Genomic DNA, 18,412 nt, shown 5'->3' on the forward strand with positions numbered 1-18,412 from the left:
CGCTTACCCCATCACCACGAAGCCATGGTCCGCTGGGCCATGATCCGACTCACCAGCAAACGCCTGATCAAACCAGATTAGGAACAGGCTCTGAGAGGCTCGCTGTCGAACTCCGGGGCGGGCACCGGTACTTTCCCGGGATCGGGAGGTACCGGTGCCCCCGGAACCGCCGGCCGTTCACGCATCTTCGATTACCGGCCCGGAAGAAAAGCACCATTCCGGCGGACCCGGTGAGCGCCTCGTTGTCCGACCTCTTCTCGAACAATTCCAAAAGGTGCTCCCATTTCTTTCGTTTCCGCGACACGCATTTCCGAGACGTCGCCACAACGGGTTACCACGGGAACACCCGCCGTGCGTCATCTGCGCCGAGTGCCGAGAGCACTCGGCGTGGTCGGCACCGAGCGAGGCGTGATACCGGCAACAGGCCCTTCGGGATCTCCACCGAGCACGGCGGTGTCGTGCAACACCGGCACGAACATGCGCCACGCATCTTGAAAAAGCCGCTGAGCAGGGACTTTTTGCCATATCCGCGCAGCGGCAGCGGCAGGCACAACCCGTCCGCTCGAGCTACGGCCGAGTAGGTCGCCCACCTGTACGAGACGGGCTCCCTTCACCGCGCTCCACTAGTACATCTGTACACGAACGCCTTCGGTGGCTATCGTTCTCCGCATACCGCGACGAGAGAACGGAAAGGACGAACGTGCCTGCGGAAAGAGAGACGGACACCGCGACGAGCGGGCGACCATCCGGTTTCGGGCGACATACCGGAGCATTGAAGGTCGGAATCTTCATTGTCGTACTCGGGATTGCCCTGGGCTATGTCGCCATCGCGCAACCCGATGTGTCCTGGCCCGGCTTGATCGCGATGCTGGTGTTCTACGCCCTGTTCTACTGGCTCGGGGCCTTCGTTGCCGCCCGTCGTACCAGTGGGTTGGCCGGCACCCTGGTCGCCGGACGCAACATGCCGCTGTGGATCGGCGTGTTCACCATGACGGCCACCTGGGTGGGTGGCGGTTACATCAGCGGTACCGCCGAGGCCACCTTCTTCGACGGCCTGGCCTGGGCACAGGCGCCGTGGGGCTATGCGTTGAGTCTGCTCATCGGTGGCCTCTTCTTCGCCAAGAAGATGCGGCGCGGCCGGTTCACCACGATGCTGGACCCGATCGACATCCGGTTCGGCAAGCGGGCCGCGGGCCTGGGTGCGATCCCCGCCGTGCTCGGTGAGATCTTCTGGACCGGCGCGATCCTCACCGCGCTGGGCACCACGTTCGGCACGATCATCGGGCTGGACTTCAACGTCTCCATCATCCTGTCTGCCGCGATCGCCGTGGCCTACACCGTGGTCGGCGGCATGTGGTCGGTGGCCATCACCGACGTCGTACAGATCGTGGTGATCTTCATCGGTCTCGGCGTGGCGATTCCGTTCGCCGCGGCCAGCGTCGGTGGACTGGGTGATGCCTGGTCGAACTACACCCTCGACTTCGGTTCCTACGCCGCACTCTTCCCCCCGTTGACCGGCTGGGACGACCCGGCATGGGGGCATATGTACTGGAACTGGTGGGATTCCGGCCTGCTGCTGGTCTTCGGCGGCATCCCCTGGCAGGTCTACTTCCAGCGCGTCCTGTCGGCGCGCACGCCGGAAGTCGCCCGGCGCCTGTCCATCGGCGCGAGTGCGGTGTCCCTTCTCGCCGCCGTGCCCGCGGTGCTGATCGGCGTGATCGCGACGGCGGCCAACTTCCAGGCCGAGGGGGCCCCGCCGCTGGAGAACCCGTCACTGGCACTGCCCTACGTACTGCGCTACCTGCTGCCCACCGCCGTGTCCGCACTCGGCCTCGGTGCCCTGGCGGCAGCCGTCATGTCCAGCGTGGATTCCTCGGTGCTGTCGGCGTCGTCGGTGACCGGCTGGAACGTCTACCGCCGTCTGATCCGCCCGAACGCCGAGGCACAGCAGGTGCAGAAGGTGATTCGCCGTCTGATCGTGGTGATCGGCGCCGCGGCGACCATCCTGGCGCTCAACGTTGCCAGCGTGTACCAGCTGTGGTACCTGGCCAGTGATCTGATCTACGTCCTGCTGTTCCCGATGCTGGTGTGCGCACTGTTCGTGCCGTTCGCCAACCGGATCGGAGCCCTGTCCGGGTTCCTCGTCGCGTTCTTCCTGCGGCTCTCCGGTGGCTCACCGGTGTTCGGATTGACCCCGTTCCTGCCGTGGCCGTGGTATGAGGACGGTGCGGTGCTCTTCCCGTTCCGCACGGTGTCGATGGCCGCGGGCCTCATCACCATCCTGGTCGTCTCCTGGCTGACCCGGCGGGTCAGTACGCCGGTGTCGATGGCGGCGCTGGAGCCCGATTCGGAAGAACGGCGGGCCTGGGGTCAGGACCTTGCGCAGGAACGCGAGGACCAGCCCGCATAGCGCTCGAGTGTCCCGCCGGCTTCCTCGCCGGCGGGACACGAGGAGCTCACCGTGCCCGCGCGATACGACGGAATCCGCCCCGGAAACCGACCTACCGGACCGGCGACGCGATACCGCGGACGAAGCCCAGTTCCAGCAGGTCCTGGGGGCGAAGCCGGAAACGGTCGGCCACCTCGGCGACGTCGTCGTGGCCGCGTTTGAGGATCGCCGCTCCGGCCTCCGGTGCGATGACCGCGAAGTAGGCATCGGGGGTGATCCAGGTTCGTTCCGGCGCTGCCAGGGCCAGGGCGCCACCCGATCCTCCCTCACCGATCACCAGGGTCGTGACCGGGACCGTGGCTTCGGCCACGGCCGTGAACAGCTCGGCGATGGCCGGGCCGACACCGTCGCGCTCGGCTTCTGCGGTGTTGGCGGCACCGGGAGTGTCCACCAGCGTCAGCACGGCCATGCCGAACCGGTCCGCCAGCCGGATCACCCGTGTGGCCGTCCGGAAACCGGCGGGAGCGGTCGCGGTCCCCGTCTGTGCGGCATACGCGACCGTCCGGCCGTGGCGCTCACCGAAACCACACCACATTCCCGTGTCGGTTCCTCCCGCCCGGTCGCCGTTGATCGGCAACCGGGTGGTGAAGTAGTCGTCCAGGTACGCCTCCGCGCGGGGCCGCGCGGGCGCTCGTGCCCGCTGCACAGCGGTCCAGCCGCTGTCCGGAAGAGGGGCTCGTCCCAGTGCGGCGGGGACCTCGGCGGGTTCCGGTGACCGCGTCGACCGCCCCGGGCCGAGCAGGGTCAGCGCCGTGGTCAGCACCTCGGCGAGTTCGGAGTCGGCGACCAGGAGATCGGCCTGGCCCGCGGCAAATTTGCCTTCCGCGGTGAACGCCGCGTCATCCGGCTCGTCCCGGCTGCGAACACGGCTTCCCCCGAACGCCACCGCGGCTTCCGGGGAAGCCAGCACGAGGTCCGCTCCAGCCGCCAGGGAGGCCCACATTCCTCCCGTGGTCGGATTCCGCAGCACGGTGATGTGCGGCAATCCGGCTTTCCTGTTCTGCAGGCACGCCCTGGTGATCTCCTGAAGCTGACGCAGGGCGCAGATTCCCTCCTGCACCCGGCTGCCGCCGGAGGCCACCAGCGACACCACCGGAATGCGCAGTCGGCGCGCCCGGGTGAACGCCGACACGATGCGCGCACCGGACTCGTGGCCGACGGAGCCGCCGAGAAAACCGAACTCGAAAGCGATGAGCACCGCCGGTTGCGCACCGATCCATGCGTGGCCGCACACCACCGACTCGTCGGCGCCGCTGCGCTTGCGGGCGAGTGCGCGCTGTTCGTCGTAACCCGGCCAGTTCAACGGGCCGTCCTGCCCGGTTTCGGGAACGTGCTCGGGCTGCCATTCCCGGAAACGGGTGCAAAGCCGCTCGATCAGAGCGCGGGTGCCGGTGGGTTCAACCATGGTCGGCTCGGCCGGGCTCACCACGATCGGCCAGGGCCTTTTTCATGACCTTGCCCATTTCGTTGCGCGGCAGTGCCTCCACGAAGCGCACCCGGCGCGGGCGTTTGTGCGGTGTGAGGAGCTCGGCAACGTGCTCGGTGAGAGCCTCGCCGTCGGAGGATCGTCCCTCGGCGGCCACGACCCAGGCCACGATCCGTTCGCCGAGGTCGGTGTCCGGTTCCCCGGTCACGGCGACCTCGGCCACGCCCGGATGTTCCAGCAGGACGTTTTCGATCTCACCGGCGCCGATCTTGTATCCGCCGCTGTTGATGATGTCGGTGGCGCTGCGCCCCACGATGCGGATGTAGCCGTCGGGCGCGCGAGTGGCCATGTCTCCGGTGCGGAACCAGCCGTCGGTGAACGCCTCTGCGGTGGCATCAGGACGATTGAGGTATCCGGTGAACAGGTTCGAACCGCGCACGAGGATTTCCCCGACCGTCTCGTCGTCACTGGTGGTGATCTCCTCGCCCCGTTCGTCGACGAGTTTGAGCTCGACGCCGGCGAACGGCCTTCCCACGTATCCCGGCCTGCGATCCCCCGAGGCGCGTACACCACAGTTCATGATCGTCTCGCTCATGCCGTACCGCTCGACGACCTGCTTTCCGGTCGAACGCGCGATCCGCTGATGGTCGACCGCGGGCAGCGGAGCCGATCCGGACACCAGCAGCCGGGCTCGGCCCACGGCCCGGGCCGTGTCCGGATCCCGTTCGGCGGCATCGGCGATTCGGCTGTACATGGTGGGAACGCCGAACAGCATCGTGGCCGGTCCCGCGAGCGCGTCGGCCACGGCCTGCACGGAAAAGGCGCCCAGGTGATGCAGGCTGCCCCCCAACCGCAGCGGCCCGAGCATCCCGAGAATCAGTCCGTGCACGTGGAACAGCGGCAGTGCCTGCGCCAGCACGTCACGTCCGGTCCACTCCCATGCTTCGGCAACGGCATCGAGATTGGCACGAACCGCCCGCCGCGGCAGCACCACACCCTTCGGAGGGCCCGTGGTCCCGGAGGTGTAGACGATGAAGGCCGGGGACTCCTCGGGCGGTTCGGCAGGCAACGCTCGGTCGGCGAGCGCAGGACCCGAGCGGATGGTGGCGAGGTCGACCGGGTGGAACGGGATCGGGGCCAGCGCGTCTGGGATGTCGGCGTCCGGCTCACCCAGCACCAGCTCCGGCTCGCTGTCGGCGGTGATGTGTTCGAGCTCGCGCCGCCCCAGTTTCGGGTTGATCGGCACGACCGCTGCGCCGGCGCACAGGGCTCCGACCACGGCGACGCACGTCTCGGCGCTCGCCGTGGCCCGGACGGCCACGCGCCGGGCCGGGCCGATGCCCTCGGCGATGCGGGCCGCCGCGGCGGCGAGCTCGGTATAGCTCAGCGCGCGCTCGGCGAACCGGATCGCCTCCCGATCGTCCGGTTCGCGCAGTTCGGGCAGCAGCGACTCGCCCATGCCGATCACCTCCGTGTTCTCGACGCCGGCCCCGGGTCGGGCTCCACTCCATCACGGCGGGCACCCGAGCACCGCACCGTAGTCCCGCACGGTGTGCAACAGCACTCCTCATGCGTCCGGACTGAGGTATCCCGCGCCGTAGGAAACCGGAGTCACCGTCTGTATCCTCGAACGGCCGACCCCGCCCGATCCCGGAGTCCCGTGTCGATGGCCATTCGTCCCCTGCCGATCCTCGCAGGGGGATCGTCCATCCCGGTGAACGAGGACGCCCGATGACCGGCTGGCTGCTGGCCACCCTGGGCACCGCCGCCCTCGGCAGCGTCTTCCCGGTGGTCAACATCGAGCTCTACCTGATCGGTGTGCTCTCCACTGTCGACGGCCTGTCCTGGTGGGCGCTCGCGTTGGCCGCCACTGTCGGTCAGCTCGCGGGCAAGACGCTGTTCTTCCTGGCCGGGCGGGGAAGTATCACCCTCGGCAGACGACTCGGCAGCATGGCTCGGGCCGAGCGGGGCAGCCGTTGGGCGTCGTGGATGGAACGGTTTCACCACCGATCACAGCAGCGCCCGTGGTGGGGCCTGGGCGTACTGCTGCTCGGAGCGATCACGGGTGTGCCACCGTTCACCCTGATGTGCTTCGTCTCGGGAGCGGCCGGGCTGTCCTGGCTCGGCTTTCTCGGTGTCAGCGCGGTCGGCCGCACCATCCACTTCCTGCTCGTGGCGGGCGCTCCCGAACTGCTGCAGCAGCTTCCCGCGTTCGGCTGAGTATCGCCCGCCTCTGCTCGATCCCAGCATAGACGCCACCCGGAGTGGGAACCCTGCAACCGCAGGTGTCCGTCGATCCGGAGGTAGTCATGACATCGCAGTCCCAGTCCAACGACAAGCAAGAGCAGCTCGATCAGCACAACCGCAAGGATCCGCAGGACACCTACCTCACCACCGACCAGGGGGTACGAGTCGATCACACCGACGATGCCCTGACCGTCGGCGAACGCGGCCCGACGCTGCTGGAGGACTTCCACTTCCGGGAGAAGGTCACCCACTTCGACCACGAGCGCATTCCCGAGCGAGTCGTGCACGCCCGGGGTTCCGGTGCCTACGGTTTCTTTCAGCCCTACAGCGACTGGCTGTCGGACTACACCGTCGCCCGCTTCCTGACCGACCCGCAGAAACAGACTCCGGTGTTCACCCGGTTCTCCACCGTGCAGGGACCGCGCGGGTCCAACGACACCGTCCGCGACGTGCGCGGCTTCGCCACCAAGTTCTACACCGATCAGGGCAACTACGATCTGGTCGCCAACAACATGCCGGTGTTTTTCATCCACGACGGGATCAAGTTCCCGGACTTCGTGCACGCGGTGAAGCCGGAACCGCACAACGAGATTCCCACGGGCGCCTCCGCCCACGACTCGCTCTGGGACTTCGTGCAGCTGCAACCCGAGACGATCCACATGATGATGTGGCTGATGTCGGATCGTGCGATCCCCCGCAGCTACCGCATGATGCAGGGCTTCGGCGTGCACACCTTCCGGTTCGTCAACGCCGAGGGCAAGGGGACCTTCGTCAAGTTCCACTGGAAACCGATGCTGGGCACTCACTCGCTGGTCTGGGACGAGACGCAGAAAATTGCGGGCAAGAACCCGGACTTCAACCGCGGTGACCTGTGGGACGCGATCGCGTCCGGCCAGTATCCCGAGTGGGAGCTCGGAGTTCAACTCGTGGACGAATCCCGGGAGTTCGACTTCGACTTCGACCTGCTCGACGCCACGAAGATCATCCCCGAGGAAGAGGTCCCGGTCCAGCCGGTCGGCAAGCTCACGCTCAACCGCAATCCGGACAACTTCTTCGCCGAGACCGAACAGGTCGCCTTCCACACCGCCAACATCGTGCCCGGCATCGACTTCACCAACGACCCGCTGCTGCAGGCCCGCAACTTCTCCTACCTGGACACTCAGCTGATCCGGTTGGGCGGGCCGAACTTCGCCCAACTGCCGACCAACCGGCCGGTCGCCGAGGTCTCGAACAACCAGCGGGACGGTTACGGCCAGATGCGCGTCCACCAGAGCCGCACCAGCTACTTCAAAAACAGCCTCTCCGGTGGCTGCCCGGTACTGGCGGGTACCGACAACGGCGCGTTCGCGCACTACCAGGAGAAAGTGGACGGCGCCAAGATCCGCAAGCGCAGCGAGAGCTTCCAGGACTACTACAGCCAGGCCACCCTGTTCTGGAACAGCATGAGCGACTGGGAACAGGAGCACATCGTCGCGGCGTACCGGTTCGAACTGGGCAAGGTCGACCACATGCACGTGCGCGAGGGAGTGGTGGAGCACCTCAACCACGTCGACCACGATCTGGCCGTCCGGGTCGCTCGCGGTATCGGGGTCACACCGCCCGCCGAGGCGGCAACGACCAATCACGGCCGCAGCTCCCCGGCGCTGAGCCAGACCAACACGGTGAAGGACACCATCGCCACTCGGCAAGTGGCCGTGCTGGTCGCCGAGGGAGTGGACGCCGCCGAGGTCGAGCAGATCCGCCAGGGGCTGACCGAGCGAGGCGCGATCCCCGACGTCCTCGGCTTGCAGGACGGCACGATCCACTCCGCCGATGCCGCCGACGTACGAGTCGACCGGGCGATCAACACCGTGGCCTCGGTGCTCTACGACGCGGTGATCGTGCCGGGCGGCAGCGAGAGCGTCAACGCGCTGTCGGGGGACGGCTACGCCGTCCACTTCGTCACCGAAGCCTACAAGCACGCCAAACCCATCGCCGCCTGTGAGGAAGGTATCGCTCTGCTGCAGCGCGCCGGGGTCGGCAACATTCCCCGCGCCGGAAGTGATGCGGCCGCCACCGACAAGGGTGTGGTCACAGCCGCCCACACCGACGGCTCACTGCCCGCGGACTTCCTCGAGCAGTTCGCCACCGTCCTGGCCGGGCACCGGGTGTGGGAGCGCAAGACCGATTCCGTGCCTGCCTGATCCGGTCGTGCGTGGGCGACGACCACGTCACCCGCGCGCGAGACCTGCCGGCCCGCCGGTGCGCTGCCGAGAGGTGGACGCTGTCCCGGCGCGCACCGGGCCGGCCGTGCGATGAGTATCTATGGTTTCGGTGTGAGCTTGCTGCGGACGATGCCCGTCGACGCCGTCCTCGCACGGGGCGAGCGTGGAGGACTGCGGCGCCGGCTGTCCGCAAAGGACCTGGTCGGCTTCGGGATCGGTATCATCATCGGTTCCGGCATTTTCACGCTCACCGGGATCGAGGCGAAGCAGCACGCGGGGCCGGGTGTGGTCCTGTCCTTCGTCATCGGCGGTATCGTGGCGGCGCTGGCCGCGCTGTGCTATGCCGAACTCGCCTCCGCCGTCCCGACCGCGGGCAGCGCCTACACCTACGCCTACGCCACCCTGGGCGAGATCTTCGCCTGGATCATCGGCTGGGACCTGCTCCTGGAATTCGCCCTGGGCGCGTCGGTGGTCTCGCGCAGCTGGTCGGGCTACGTCGCCAACCTGTTCAACCTGCCCCAGCAGTGGTTCGGTGAGGACTCCACGGTCAACATCGGGGCGATACTGATCATCGCGGTCCTCGCGGCCGTGGCTGTGGCGGGGATCCAGGAGTCCTCCTGGGTCACCAACGCGCTGGTGGTTCTCAAAGTCGCCGTGTGCGTGCTGGTCGTCGTGGCCGGCCTGTTCTTTTTCAACGCGGCGAACCTCGTCCCGTTCATCCCGCCCGCACAGCCCGCCGCATCGAGTGCCACCGTCTACGACCAGCCCCTGCTCAACGCCGCTCTGGGGCTGGAGCAGTCGATGTACGGGATCAGCGGTGTCCTCACCGCCGCCGCGATCGTCTTCTTCGGCTACACCGGGTTCGAGTCGCTGGCCAACCTCGGGGAGGAGACCAAACGCCCCGAGCGGGACCTGCCGGTCGGGCTGCTCGGGAGCCTGGCCCTGTGCAGCCTGCTGTACGTCGCGGTGTCCTTCGTGCTCACAGCCATGGTCGACTACCGCGACATCAACGTCGGTGCGCCGATCGCTGCGGCCTTCGAATCCGTGGGTGCCCCCTGGATCGCGGGTTTGGTCGGTATTGGCGCCATCCTCGGCCTGACTTCGGTGATGATGGTCGAGCTGGTCACCATCGGCAGGATCGGCTTCGCCATGAGCCGGGACGGACTGCTGCCGCACACGCTCTCACGGGTGCACCCCCGGTGGGGCACCCCATACCGGGTGACCATCGGCGGAGCGGTGCTCATCATGCTCATCGCCGGGTTCGTCCCGATCACCGAGCTCGCGGACATGGTCAGTATCGGGGCGCTGTCCGGCTTCTTCATCGTCGCCCTGGCCGTACCGGTGCTGCGCTACCGCAGGCCGGAACTCGAGCGTCCCTTCCGGGTGCCGCTGTCGCCGTGGCTGCCGATCGCCACCGCGCTGGCATGCTTGTACCTGATGGCGAACCTCAACGTCCTGACCTGGTTGCGATTCGGTGTGTGGCTGGCGATCGGTTTGGCGATCTACCTCCTCTACGGCTACAGAAACGCCCGAGTCACCCCCGGAAAGGAGTGAACGGAACTTTCACCGCCATAGAAGTAACGAACGTTCCGCTCACTCGGAACTGCCTCGTGCCGAGCGCCGCCTGTCGGTGGCGAACTCGGCCACGCACACCAGCAGAGCGGCACCGACGAAGGACACCGAGGCGACCAGTCCGGTGGAGACCGCGCTGCCGTAGCCGGCATCGGAGAGGCGGCTGAAAAACAGTCCCGAAGCGGTGGCGGTGCCCAGAGCGGCACCGATGCGCTGACCGGTCTGCTGCACTCCGGCCGCCGTACTGCCGTGAGCGACGTCGACCTCGCTGAGCGTCACCGTCTGGTTCGGTGAGATGACCAGTCCGCTTCCGGTTCCGGCCACCAGCAGTGGCAATGCCGTGAGCAGGCCAGCATTCGCACCGGGGTGGGTTGCCAGCACCAGATCGGTGGCCAGCAGCCCGGCCAGTGCCCCCACCAGACCGACGAGCACGAGTCGGCGACCGAACCGGGGCACGATCCGTCCCCCGATGGCCGAGGACACCGCTGATCCCACGGCGAACGGCGTCAGCGCCAGACCCGCCTGCAGCGCCGTATAACCGACCCCGCGCTGAAAGTACACCGCCAGCACGAAGAAGATGCCGGTGAACCCGGCGAAGTAGAGCAGGCCGAGCGTGCTTCCGAACGCATACGTGCGGATTCTGAGCAGGCGCAGGTCCACCAGCGGGGTATGCCCGCGCAACCGGTAGCGGTGCTCCCGGACAACGAACAGTGCCAGCAGCACCGGAGCCGCACCCATCAACAACCAGGTCGTACTTCCCCGGCTCTCCTGGGCCACCAGAGGCAGCAGCAGGCAGACCATGCCCGCACCGAGCAGCACGATGCCGACGACGTCGATACTGCGGGAACGCCCCCGGGGCACGTCGCGTGGCAGGAACCGCCACGCGAACACCACTCCCAGCAGGCCGATCGGCAGGTTGACGAGAAACACCCAGCGCCACCCGGATTCCTCGCCTGCCAACTGGATGATCACACCACCCGTCAGTGGCCCGACCGCGGTGGAGATCCCCACAACCGCACCGAACAAGCCGAATGCCTTGCCGCGTTCGGGTCCCCGGAACTGTTGCTGGATCAGACCGAGCACCTGCGGATTGAGCAGGCCGCCTGCCGCTCCCTGCAGCAGTCGGGCCACGACCAGCCACGTCGGAGTCACTGCCACGCCTGCCAGCACGCTGGAGACCGTGAAGGCAAGCAGCGCGGCGATGAACATCCGGCTGCGTCCACGCTCGTCGCCGAGTTTGCCGGAGGGCACCAGCACCAGCCCGAAGGTCAGAGCGTAGCCGGAGACCACCCAGGACAATGCCGTGGGCGGCGCTTCGAGTCCCCGCTGGATCGAAGGCAGTGCCACGTTGACGATGCTCACGTCGAGCAAGGTCATGAAGCCGGCGACCAGACACAGGGCCAGAACGTGCCACCGGTTGGCCTCCGCCTGATCGCCGGCGAATCGTGTCGAGCCGGTCACGATCACCTCGCCTGTCACCGTGCGGATTCACAAGGCCCCAGCTCAGCACGCGGCCCCGGCGCTCGCCACATTCGGCCTCGTGAGCATCCTGCTCCCCCGCGGAGGCAGAGGTTGCCGGACAACGGGAGACCGAAAGACTGAACTTGCGATCATCGACCCCGACACGCTTGAGACGTGTATCACGTATGGGTAGCTTGCGGGTGTTCCACCGCGGAGGTGATCGGTGTGCCGGAAGAGGATACCGCTGGAACAGAACCCGAGATCCTGGCCGAGCATCGCGGTGCGGTGCTGTTGCTGACTCTCAACCGTCCGGACCAGCTCAATGCCTGGACTCCGGACATGCAACATCGCTACGTCGAACTCCTCGAACGGGCCGAGCAGGATCCACACGTGCGCGCGATCGTCCTGACCGGTGCGGGGCGCGGTTTCTGCGCCGGGGCCGACGTGGCCGCCGCCGGCCCTCCCGGAACGGACGGTCATCCCCGGAGTGATCATTCACCGTCCCTGCCGATCCGGTTGCGCAAGCCCGTGATCGCCGCCATCAACGGGACGGTGGCCGGGGTCGGACTCGTCGCCGCACTGTTCACCGACGTCCGGTTCGCGGCAGCAGACGCGACGTTCACCACGGCTTTCAGCCGGCGCGGGCTGGCGGCCGAGCACGGTATCGCCTGGCTCCTGCCGAAGCTGGTCGGGCTCAGCACGGCCTTGGACCTGCTGCTGTCGGCCAGGACCCTGCCCGGCACCGAAGCACGGGAACTGGGCCTGGTCGACCGGGTACTGCCCCGTGGCGACGTGCTCGAGGCAGCGTTGAGCTACGCCCACACCCTGGCCACCGAGTGCTCTCCTGCCGCCATGGCCGAGATCAAACAGCAAATCTACAGCGGGTTGGACACCGGCCTGGAAACCGCTGTTTCCGATTCGGGGGAACGCATGATGGCCGCGCTGCGCGGATCCGCCGATACGGAGAGCAAGCGAAGCGACCGCGCAAAGCGGCCACCGCAGTTTCCCCCGTTGGAGTGACAGAAGTCCCGTGGTCCTCACTGTCGGCCACCTCGAGACGGGCCCAGTCGGCACGGTGCTCGAAAGCCGGCGCCTGACCGGCGTGATCAGCGACGGGGACGTGGCATGGAACCTGCACGATGAGCGGCTGAACCGCAACATCTCCGGCCGGCTGGTCGACACCCACTGACGGGCTCCTACCTGCGTTCCTGCCGCCCCGATGCTGCCGAGGGCAACTGAGAGGCCGGTGGGCTGCGACATCGTTACGGTGGCAGGAGCAGGATCATCCGGGAAGCAGGAGGAACCATGGATTTCGAAACTCCGGAAGCGGACGCCGCCGAACAGCTGCATGAAGACCAGAACGCCGAGGACCAGGGGGGATTCGACGCCACCGCCGAGACATCGGCGGATGTCAATCCCGCCGACATGGTCGAGCAGCAGCAGATCGTGCCGGAAGACGAGGTCGACGAGCGTTTCTGAGTCGGCCGGTGGCCGTTCAGCCGGGCCAGAGCCCGAAGAGGTCGGCGAATCCTTCGCGCCAACTCGGCCAGACGGGGCGCCAGCCCACCGCCTCCCGCAGCCGAAAGTTCGTGGCGCCCCGTTGCTCGGTGAGTTGGTGGACCGTGAGCCAGTGCAGCTGCTCGCGGGCCTGCTCCCGGGTCAGCGACACCGGGGCAGGACCACCGATCATATGCGCATAGGCCGGTAGCCACTCGCTGCTTTGCGCGGGCTCGTTGTCCACGACGTTGTAGGCACCCGACTCCCCGTCCGCCAGAACCTCGAGGACGGCGCCTGCGGCATCCTCGACATGGGTGAACGAGGTGATGCCCCCGCCGTCCTCGACCAGGGGGACGGCGCTGCCGCGAATCATCCGGTGAATCCTTCCCGCCGGGGCGAACGAGGTATCCGGGCCGTAGAGCGCCCCGTATCGCAGCGCCACACCCTCGATGTCGGGACACGTCAGGAGCGCTTCTTCCTGCGCCTCCACGGCCCGCACGGCCGCACCCCAACGGCCGGGAGCGTCGGTCCACAGTGGTGCTTCTTCGTCCAGGACCTCGTGGCCGTGCGGAAAGTACGCCGATGCCGCGCTCTGCGCCACCACGCGGTGTGCCCCGGCCGAGACCGCGGCCGAGATGAGATTTTCGGTTCCGGCGGTCCGCAAGTGCGCCGTCCGTTGCATACCGGACGCGCAGTCGGTGCTGCGAAACCCCGTCACCTGATGCACCACCACATCCGGTGATGCCCCGATCAGCACGCGTCGTAGCGTCCGCAGGTCCATGACGTCGGCGACGGCCACACCGTCCACATCGCCGAGCCGGTCCGCGTCCCGCGCCCGGCGTACCAGGGCCGTCACATGATGGCCTCGCCCGCGCAGTTGCGGCAGCAGCATCCTGCCGACCACGCCGGTCGCACCGGTTACGAACACACGCAGGGGCACCCAGCACCTCGCAGGCGATCGACATCCGCAACAGGCGAGCCTACCGCTCCACGAGGCCCCGAAACGGGTGAATTTTATGCTGTTTCGATTCCTCGGTCTCCTTCGAGATACGTCAGGCCCATCACCGCGACGGTGATGGGCCTGACGTGTCCGGAGTCGATGGACTCAGATACTGCGGATCTGAGCGGCCTGCGGCCCCTTCGGGCCCTGGGCGATCTCGAACTCCACCCGCTGGTTCTCGTCCAGCGTGCGGAAACCGGTGGCGTCGATCGCCGAGTAATGGGCGAACACGTCGGATCCTCCTTCGTCAGGAGTAATGAATCCGAATCCCTTTTCGGCGTTGAACCACTTGACGGTACCGGTAGCCATTCTCTCTCCTACTTCAGATGGCCGGGGTCGACACCTCGCCAACCCCCAAGTCGCCGAGATGATCACCCGGGCCGAACGGCCTCCGGCACAACAAAGTGCCTGCGGCGCGCATTGCTCGCAGGCACTTTCCAGTACTTCTGGGAACCAAAACTGCAACCGCCGATCAGGCTAGCAGTCCCCTTGGTGGTTGTCACTCGCGTGGCCACACCGCGTGTCGGCGCTGCCATGGCAATGCCGACACCAACCCGGAGGGTTTTCGTTCGATTCTAGGGAATGCTGGCGAGCACGTGCCCGGCCGCTTCCGCAGCACGGTTGCGCTCACTGTGCAGATCCGCCAACCGCAACGCCGCGGTCCGCGGGGTGATGCCCTCGACGTCCCAGGCTTGCAGCAACGGCGGGACCTTGGTCTGCATCTCCTCGCGCAGCACACTGAACGACAGCACCGGATCGGCGTCGACCCGGCCGAGCAGCAACCACCACGCCCAGGCCACCGCGCCCGAATTCGCGACGAAATCCGGAATGACCGGAATGTCCCGCCCTGCCAGCAACTCTTCGGCCTCCGATGTCACCGGGGTGTTCGCCGCCTCGATCACCACTCGTGCGGCGATATCGGCGACGCGTTCGGGCGTGATCACATACGACACCGCCGCCGGAATCAGCACGTCGACCTCGGCCGACAGCACCGCCTCCCGCGGCAACCGCTGCACGCACTCGGGAACCCGGGTCCGATCGATCTCACCGAAACGGTTCCGCGAATCCAGCAATGCGGGGATGTCCAACCCCTCGGGGTGATACAGCGCACCGACCGCATCGGCCACCGCGACAACCGGGAGTCCCGCCTCATGCAGGTACCACGCGGCGCCACCACCCATCGTGCCCACGCCCTGCACCGCCACGGTGGTACGCGCCGGCTCCCACTCGCGGGCCCGGACGACGCCGAGGCAGCTCTGCGCCACGCCGTAGCCCCCGACCACGTCACCGAGCAACAGCCCTCCGGGCACGGGAGCGTTCAACCCGGCACGCACGCGGCGGAGCGTGTGCTCGACATCGGGCGCGCGACGAATCGCGGCGTGGTAGGACTGCCGCAACCCCACCTCCTCGAAGATCTCGTCGATGAGCTGCTGCGGCAGTCCGAGATCCTCGGCGGTCACCCAGTGCGCATCGATCCACGGGCGCATCGATTCCACGAAACGGCGCAGCACTCCCCGTGCCCGCGGATCCTTCGGGTCGCAGTCGATCCCGCCTTTGGCACCACCGACAGGCAGGTTGAACACCGCCGTCTTGCGGGCCATACCGCGAGCGAGGTCCTCGACCTCCGACATCGTGCAGCCCGCGCGCATCCGGGTCCCGCCGGTGGCGAGGCCGGACACGAGACTGTGCACGACCAGGTATCCACACTTGCCCGTCACCGGGTCCGTCCAGGTCATCCTCATCAGCGGATCGCGATCGACCAGTGCCACCGCCGAACCTCCTCCCTTGTGCGCTGCCTGAAGCGGGCACCGCACGAAGCGGTCCCCACCGAGAAAAGAAGGATGTGCGCGGGCGGCGGGCCCGGCCGGCCGCACGCGTTACGCAGTCGTCACCGCCGCACGATCACGGCGACGGTGGTCACGAATGTCGAAGCCACAGCGAGGACGAAGACAGCCAGCGGAGTCGGCGCACGTGCCCCTGCTCGCGAGCTCGCATGCTCACCTCCGCTCTCGCCGGTGAACCGAAGCTAAACCCACTCGAGATCGATTGTCAACAATCCTTCTGTTGGACGTTTTTCGTGACCGTGCGGGCAGCGGCGACCTCCTTTTTCGCATCGGCCCGAAACCCTCGCCGAGGTCCGGGCGCTCGCCGCTCACAAGACCGGGGCATGCCGCAAGGCGACGGATCACGTGGTGTGAATCGCGCGGGAGCAGCTCCCAGGGTGGTCGGCCGGCTGGGATGATGCGGGTATGACCCAACCGGGACCCCAGACCCCACAGGAACCCCAGATGCAATCGGAATCCCGGGTGCGACCGGGCGCACTGGACGAGAACACCCAACAGGAGCTGATTCAGCAGATCGGGCGGGTACTCGTGCAAGCGCTGCCGCCGGGCTGGCAGGAGGTCGGTGTGGAGTACCGGGCCGTCGGTGCGCACAGTGAACTCACCGCGCAACTGACCGCACCCAACGGCACGTTGATCCCGTGGGCACCGCCCGAGGAGACCGCGCCGATGTTCGACCGGCTCCGCATCGGTATGCACCAGCCGGACCGGGGCACCTGGATCAGCGCGCTGTACCGCCTGCAGCGTCCCGGCAGCTACAGCGTGGACTTCAACGGCGACCACGAACCGGCATGGCACACCCCTCCCCCCACCGCGGAGTTCGCCGCCGAGCTTCGCACCATGCCTCGAGCCGGCGAGAACATCCCGGCCTGGATGGCCGAACGCGCGGGGCTGTCCGCGCCGTCCGGCTCCGCCGCGCAGGACGGGAACCCGCGCCCGGCCGAGGCCTTCGATGGTGCGGGCGAGGCAGGCAGGCAGGCCATCGACAACCCACCGGCGTGACCGGCGCACCGAACCTGGCCTTCGTCAACGGGCCGGTGGCGACCATGGACTCGGTACGCTCGTTCACCGACGCCGTCGCCGTGCGCAACGGGCGGATCATCGCACTGGGCTCGGCCACGGTGGAGGGCATCGTGACCTCGCAGACCGAGGTCGTCGACCTGCGCGGCCGGCTGCTCCTGCCCGGCTTTCAGGACGCCCACGTACACCCGGTCTACGGTGGCCTCCAGCGGCTGCGCTGCGATCTGAGCGCCAGCACGGACGCACGGGACTGCCTGCGCAGGGTCGGCGAGTACGCACGGACGCACCCGGAGGCAGGCTGGCTGCTCGGCGCCGGCTGGGACCTCGGCCACTTTCCCGCGGGAGCGCCCGCGCGGGAGTCGCTCGATACCGTGACCGGGGATCGTCCGGCCTACCTGGTGAACCAGGACCACCACGGAGCATGGGTGAACACGGCCGCCCTGCGGCACGCAGGCATCGACCGCGACACCCCCGACCCACCGAACGGGCGGATCGAGCGGGACGCGGTGGGCCACCCGGCCGGAGTGTTGCACGAGGGCGCCACGGAGCTGGTCACACGAGTGATTCCGGCAGCTGCCGAGGACGAGTACCGGCAGGGTCTCCTGGAGGGCCAGCGGTATCTGCACACGTGCGGCGTGACGGCGTGGCAGGACGCGATCATCGGTCCCTACCTGGGCTATGCCGACACCCTGGATCTCTACCGGGACCTGGATCGGCAGGGCCTGCTGACCGCTCGCTGCACCGGGGCACTGTGGTGGGACCCCACCCGCGACGAGTCCCAGCTTGCCGACCTGCTCTCTCGCCGCGCCCGCGCGCGCGGCGGCAGCCACTTTCGTGCCGAGACGGTCAAAATCATGCAGGACGGCATCTGCGAAAACCACACCGCCGCCATGCTCGAACCCTATCTCGGCGGGCACGGCAGCGGAGAATCCCGTGTGGACGCCGAGGTCCTCGCGCGTGCGGTGCGCCGCCTCGACGACGAAGGATTCCAGGTGCATTTCCACGCGATCGGCGACCGCGCCGTTCGCGAGGCACTGGACGCGGTGGCCGGCGCCCGGCAGGTCAACGGGATGAACGATCTGCGTCACCAGATCGCCCATGTCCAGGTGGTCCACCCGGACGATCTCGCTCGGTTCCGCACATCGGGGGTCGCGGCCAACATCCAGGCGCGCTGGGCCATCAACGACCTGCAGATGACCGAGCTCACCACGCCGTACCTCGGCCGTGCACGCGCAAGCAGGCAGTATCCCTTCCGCACAATGCACCAGGCGGGTGCGGTGCTCGCCGCAGGAAGCGACTGGCCGATCTCGGGGGCGGAACCGCTGCAGGCGGTCCACGTCGCGGTCAACCGCTCCGAGCACGGCACCGACCAGGAACCGTTCCTGCCGCAGCAGGCCCTCGACCTCGGTGACGCACTCGCCGTGGCCACCATCGGCAGTGCCTGGGTGAATCATCTCGATGACGAGACCGGTTCGATCGAGCTCGGCAAGAGGGCCGATCTCGCCGTGCTCGATGCCGATCCGTTCCTGCTGCCCCCAACGGAGATCGGCAGCGTGTCGGTCGACATGACCGTGGTGGACGGGAACGTGGTCCACGAGTGCGCCCGGTGACCGTATCGCTGTGGCAGCGGTCTTTGTCGTGTCGGAATCGGATTCCGGGAGGTGTGGCCTTGACGACGAGTCGTTTCGGCCAGCA

General features: G+C 67.6%; 15 protein-coding genes. 9 read left to right on the top strand and 6 right to left on the bottom strand.

Annotation, left to right across the window (positions count from 1 at the left end; translation table 11 throughout):
• Positions 1 to 772: 772 nt before the first annotated feature.
• A complete protein-coding gene (locus DFQ14_RS21040) occupies positions 773 to 2,410 on the top strand; it encodes a high affinity choline transporter 1 (RefSeq protein ID WP_246195401.1) in 1,638 nt (545 codons plus the stop codon).
• A gap of 91 nt (positions 2,411 to 2,501) precedes the next feature.
• Here the strand turns inward: DFQ14_RS21040 and DFQ14_RS21045 are convergent, their stop codons facing one another.
• Together DFQ14_RS21045 and DFQ14_RS21050 are read right to left on the bottom strand one after the other, a co-directional pair.
• Positions 2,502 to 3,854: a carboxyl transferase domain-containing protein gene (locus DFQ14_RS21045; RefSeq protein ID WP_114455088.1), complete on the bottom strand. Its 1,353-nt coding sequence runs from the start codon at positions 3,852 to 3,854 to the stop codon at positions 2,502 to 2,504.
• Positions 3,847 to 5,334 (bottom strand): acyl-CoA synthetase, encoded by a 1,488-nt coding sequence (locus tag DFQ14_RS21050; protein ID WP_114455077.1) that lies wholly within the window; start codon positions 5,332 to 5,334, stop codon positions 3,847 to 3,849. Before DFQ14_RS21050 ends, DFQ14_RS21045 begins: the two co-directional genes overlap by 8 nt.
• Positions 5,335 to 5,606: 272 nt before the next feature.
• Here DFQ14_RS21050 and DFQ14_RS21055 point away from each other — a divergent pair, with 272 nt between their 5' ends.
• The 3 genes from DFQ14_RS21055 (at position 5,607) to DFQ14_RS21065 (ending at position 9,880) form a co-directional block, all read left to right on the top strand.
• Positions 5,607 to 6,095: a VTT domain-containing protein gene (locus DFQ14_RS21055; protein WP_114455078.1), complete on the top strand. Its 489-nt coding sequence runs from the start codon at positions 5,607 to 5,609 to the stop codon at positions 6,093 to 6,095.
• An 89-nt stretch (positions 6,096 to 6,184) separates the two neighbouring features.
• Positions 6,185 to 8,305, top strand: coding sequence for a catalase (locus DFQ14_RS21060; protein ID WP_114455089.1), 2,121 nt, complete (start codon positions 6,185 to 6,187; stop codon positions 8,303 to 8,305).
• A 150-nt stretch (positions 8,306 to 8,455) separates the two neighbouring features.
• Positions 8,456 to 9,880 carry an amino acid permease gene (locus DFQ14_RS21065; RefSeq protein ID WP_170206330.1) on the top strand — a complete coding sequence of 475 codons (1,425 nt, stop codon included), beginning with the start codon at positions 8,456 to 8,458 and terminating at the stop codon, positions 9,878 to 9,880.
• 39 nt (positions 9,881 to 9,919) lie between these two features.
• Here the strand turns inward: DFQ14_RS21065 and DFQ14_RS21070 are convergent, their stop codons facing one another.
• On the bottom strand, positions 9,920 to 11,365 hold the full coding sequence (locus tag DFQ14_RS21070) for an MFS transporter (protein ID WP_420810210.1): 1,446 nt from the start codon (positions 11,363 to 11,365) through the stop codon (positions 9,920 to 9,922).
• Positions 11,366 to 11,584: 219 nt separating this feature from the next.
• On the opposite strand from DFQ14_RS21070, the gene DFQ14_RS21075 reads away from it, so the two are divergent.
• The 3 genes from DFQ14_RS21075 to DFQ14_RS21960 all read left to right on the top strand — a co-directional run bounded on the left by DFQ14_RS21075 (position 11,585) and on the right by DFQ14_RS21960 (position 12,838).
• Positions 11,585 to 12,379: an enoyl-CoA hydratase-related protein gene (locus DFQ14_RS21075; protein ID WP_114455092.1), complete on the top strand. Its 795-nt coding sequence runs from the start codon at positions 11,585 to 11,587 to the stop codon at positions 12,377 to 12,379.
• Between the two features lie 10 nt (positions 12,380 to 12,389).
• Positions 12,390 to 12,548: a hypothetical protein gene (locus tag DFQ14_RS21955; RefSeq protein WP_158546742.1), complete on the top strand. Its 159-nt coding sequence runs from the start codon at positions 12,390 to 12,392 to the stop codon at positions 12,546 to 12,548.
• Between the two features lie 116 nt (positions 12,549 to 12,664).
• A complete protein-coding gene (locus DFQ14_RS21960; RefSeq protein WP_158546743.1) occupies positions 12,665 to 12,838 on the top strand; it encodes a hypothetical protein in 174 nt (57 codons plus the stop codon).
• Between the two features lie 16 nt (positions 12,839 to 12,854).
• Here DFQ14_RS21960 and DFQ14_RS21080 read toward each other — a convergent pair whose 3' ends face one another.
• The 3 genes from DFQ14_RS21080 to DFQ14_RS21090 all read right to left on the bottom strand — a co-directional run bounded on the left by DFQ14_RS21080 (position 12,855) and on the right by DFQ14_RS21090 (position 15,625).
• The gene (locus DFQ14_RS21080; protein WP_257233781.1) at positions 12,855 to 13,784 is read right to left on the bottom strand and encodes an NAD-dependent epimerase/dehydratase family protein; all 930 of its coding nucleotides are present in this window, start codon (positions 13,782 to 13,784) and stop codon (positions 12,855 to 12,857) included.
• 177 nt (positions 13,785 to 13,961) lie between these two features.
• On the bottom strand, positions 13,962 to 14,165 hold the full coding sequence (locus DFQ14_RS21085) for a cold-shock protein (protein ID WP_114455080.1): 204 nt from the start codon (positions 14,163 to 14,165) through the stop codon (positions 13,962 to 13,964).
• Positions 14,166 to 14,431: 266 nt separating this feature from the next.
• Positions 14,432 to 15,625 carry a Glu/Leu/Phe/Val dehydrogenase dimerization domain-containing protein gene (locus tag DFQ14_RS21090; protein ID WP_246195405.1) on the bottom strand — a complete coding sequence of 398 codons (1,194 nt, stop codon included), beginning with the start codon at positions 15,623 to 15,625 and terminating at the stop codon, positions 14,432 to 14,434.
• A 480-nt stretch (positions 15,626 to 16,105) separates the two neighbouring features.
• Here DFQ14_RS21090 and DFQ14_RS21095 point away from each other — a divergent pair, with 480 nt between their 5' ends.
• A complete protein-coding gene (locus DFQ14_RS21095) occupies positions 16,106 to 16,699 on the top strand; it encodes a hypothetical protein (protein ID WP_158546744.1) in 594 nt (197 codons plus the stop codon).
• 44 nt (positions 16,700 to 16,743) lie between these two features.
• Positions 16,744 to 18,327 (top strand): amidohydrolase, encoded by a 1,584-nt coding sequence (locus DFQ14_RS21100; RefSeq protein ID WP_114455094.1) that lies wholly within the window; start codon positions 16,744 to 16,746, stop codon positions 18,325 to 18,327.
• Positions 18,328 to 18,412 lie beyond the last annotated feature (85 nt).

It is taken from the genome of Halopolyspora algeriensis, from assembly GCF_003337235.1.
In the GTDB taxonomy this organism is placed as follows: Bacteria; Actinomycetota; Actinomycetes; order Mycobacteriales; family Pseudonocardiaceae; genus Haloactinomyces; species Haloactinomyces algeriensis.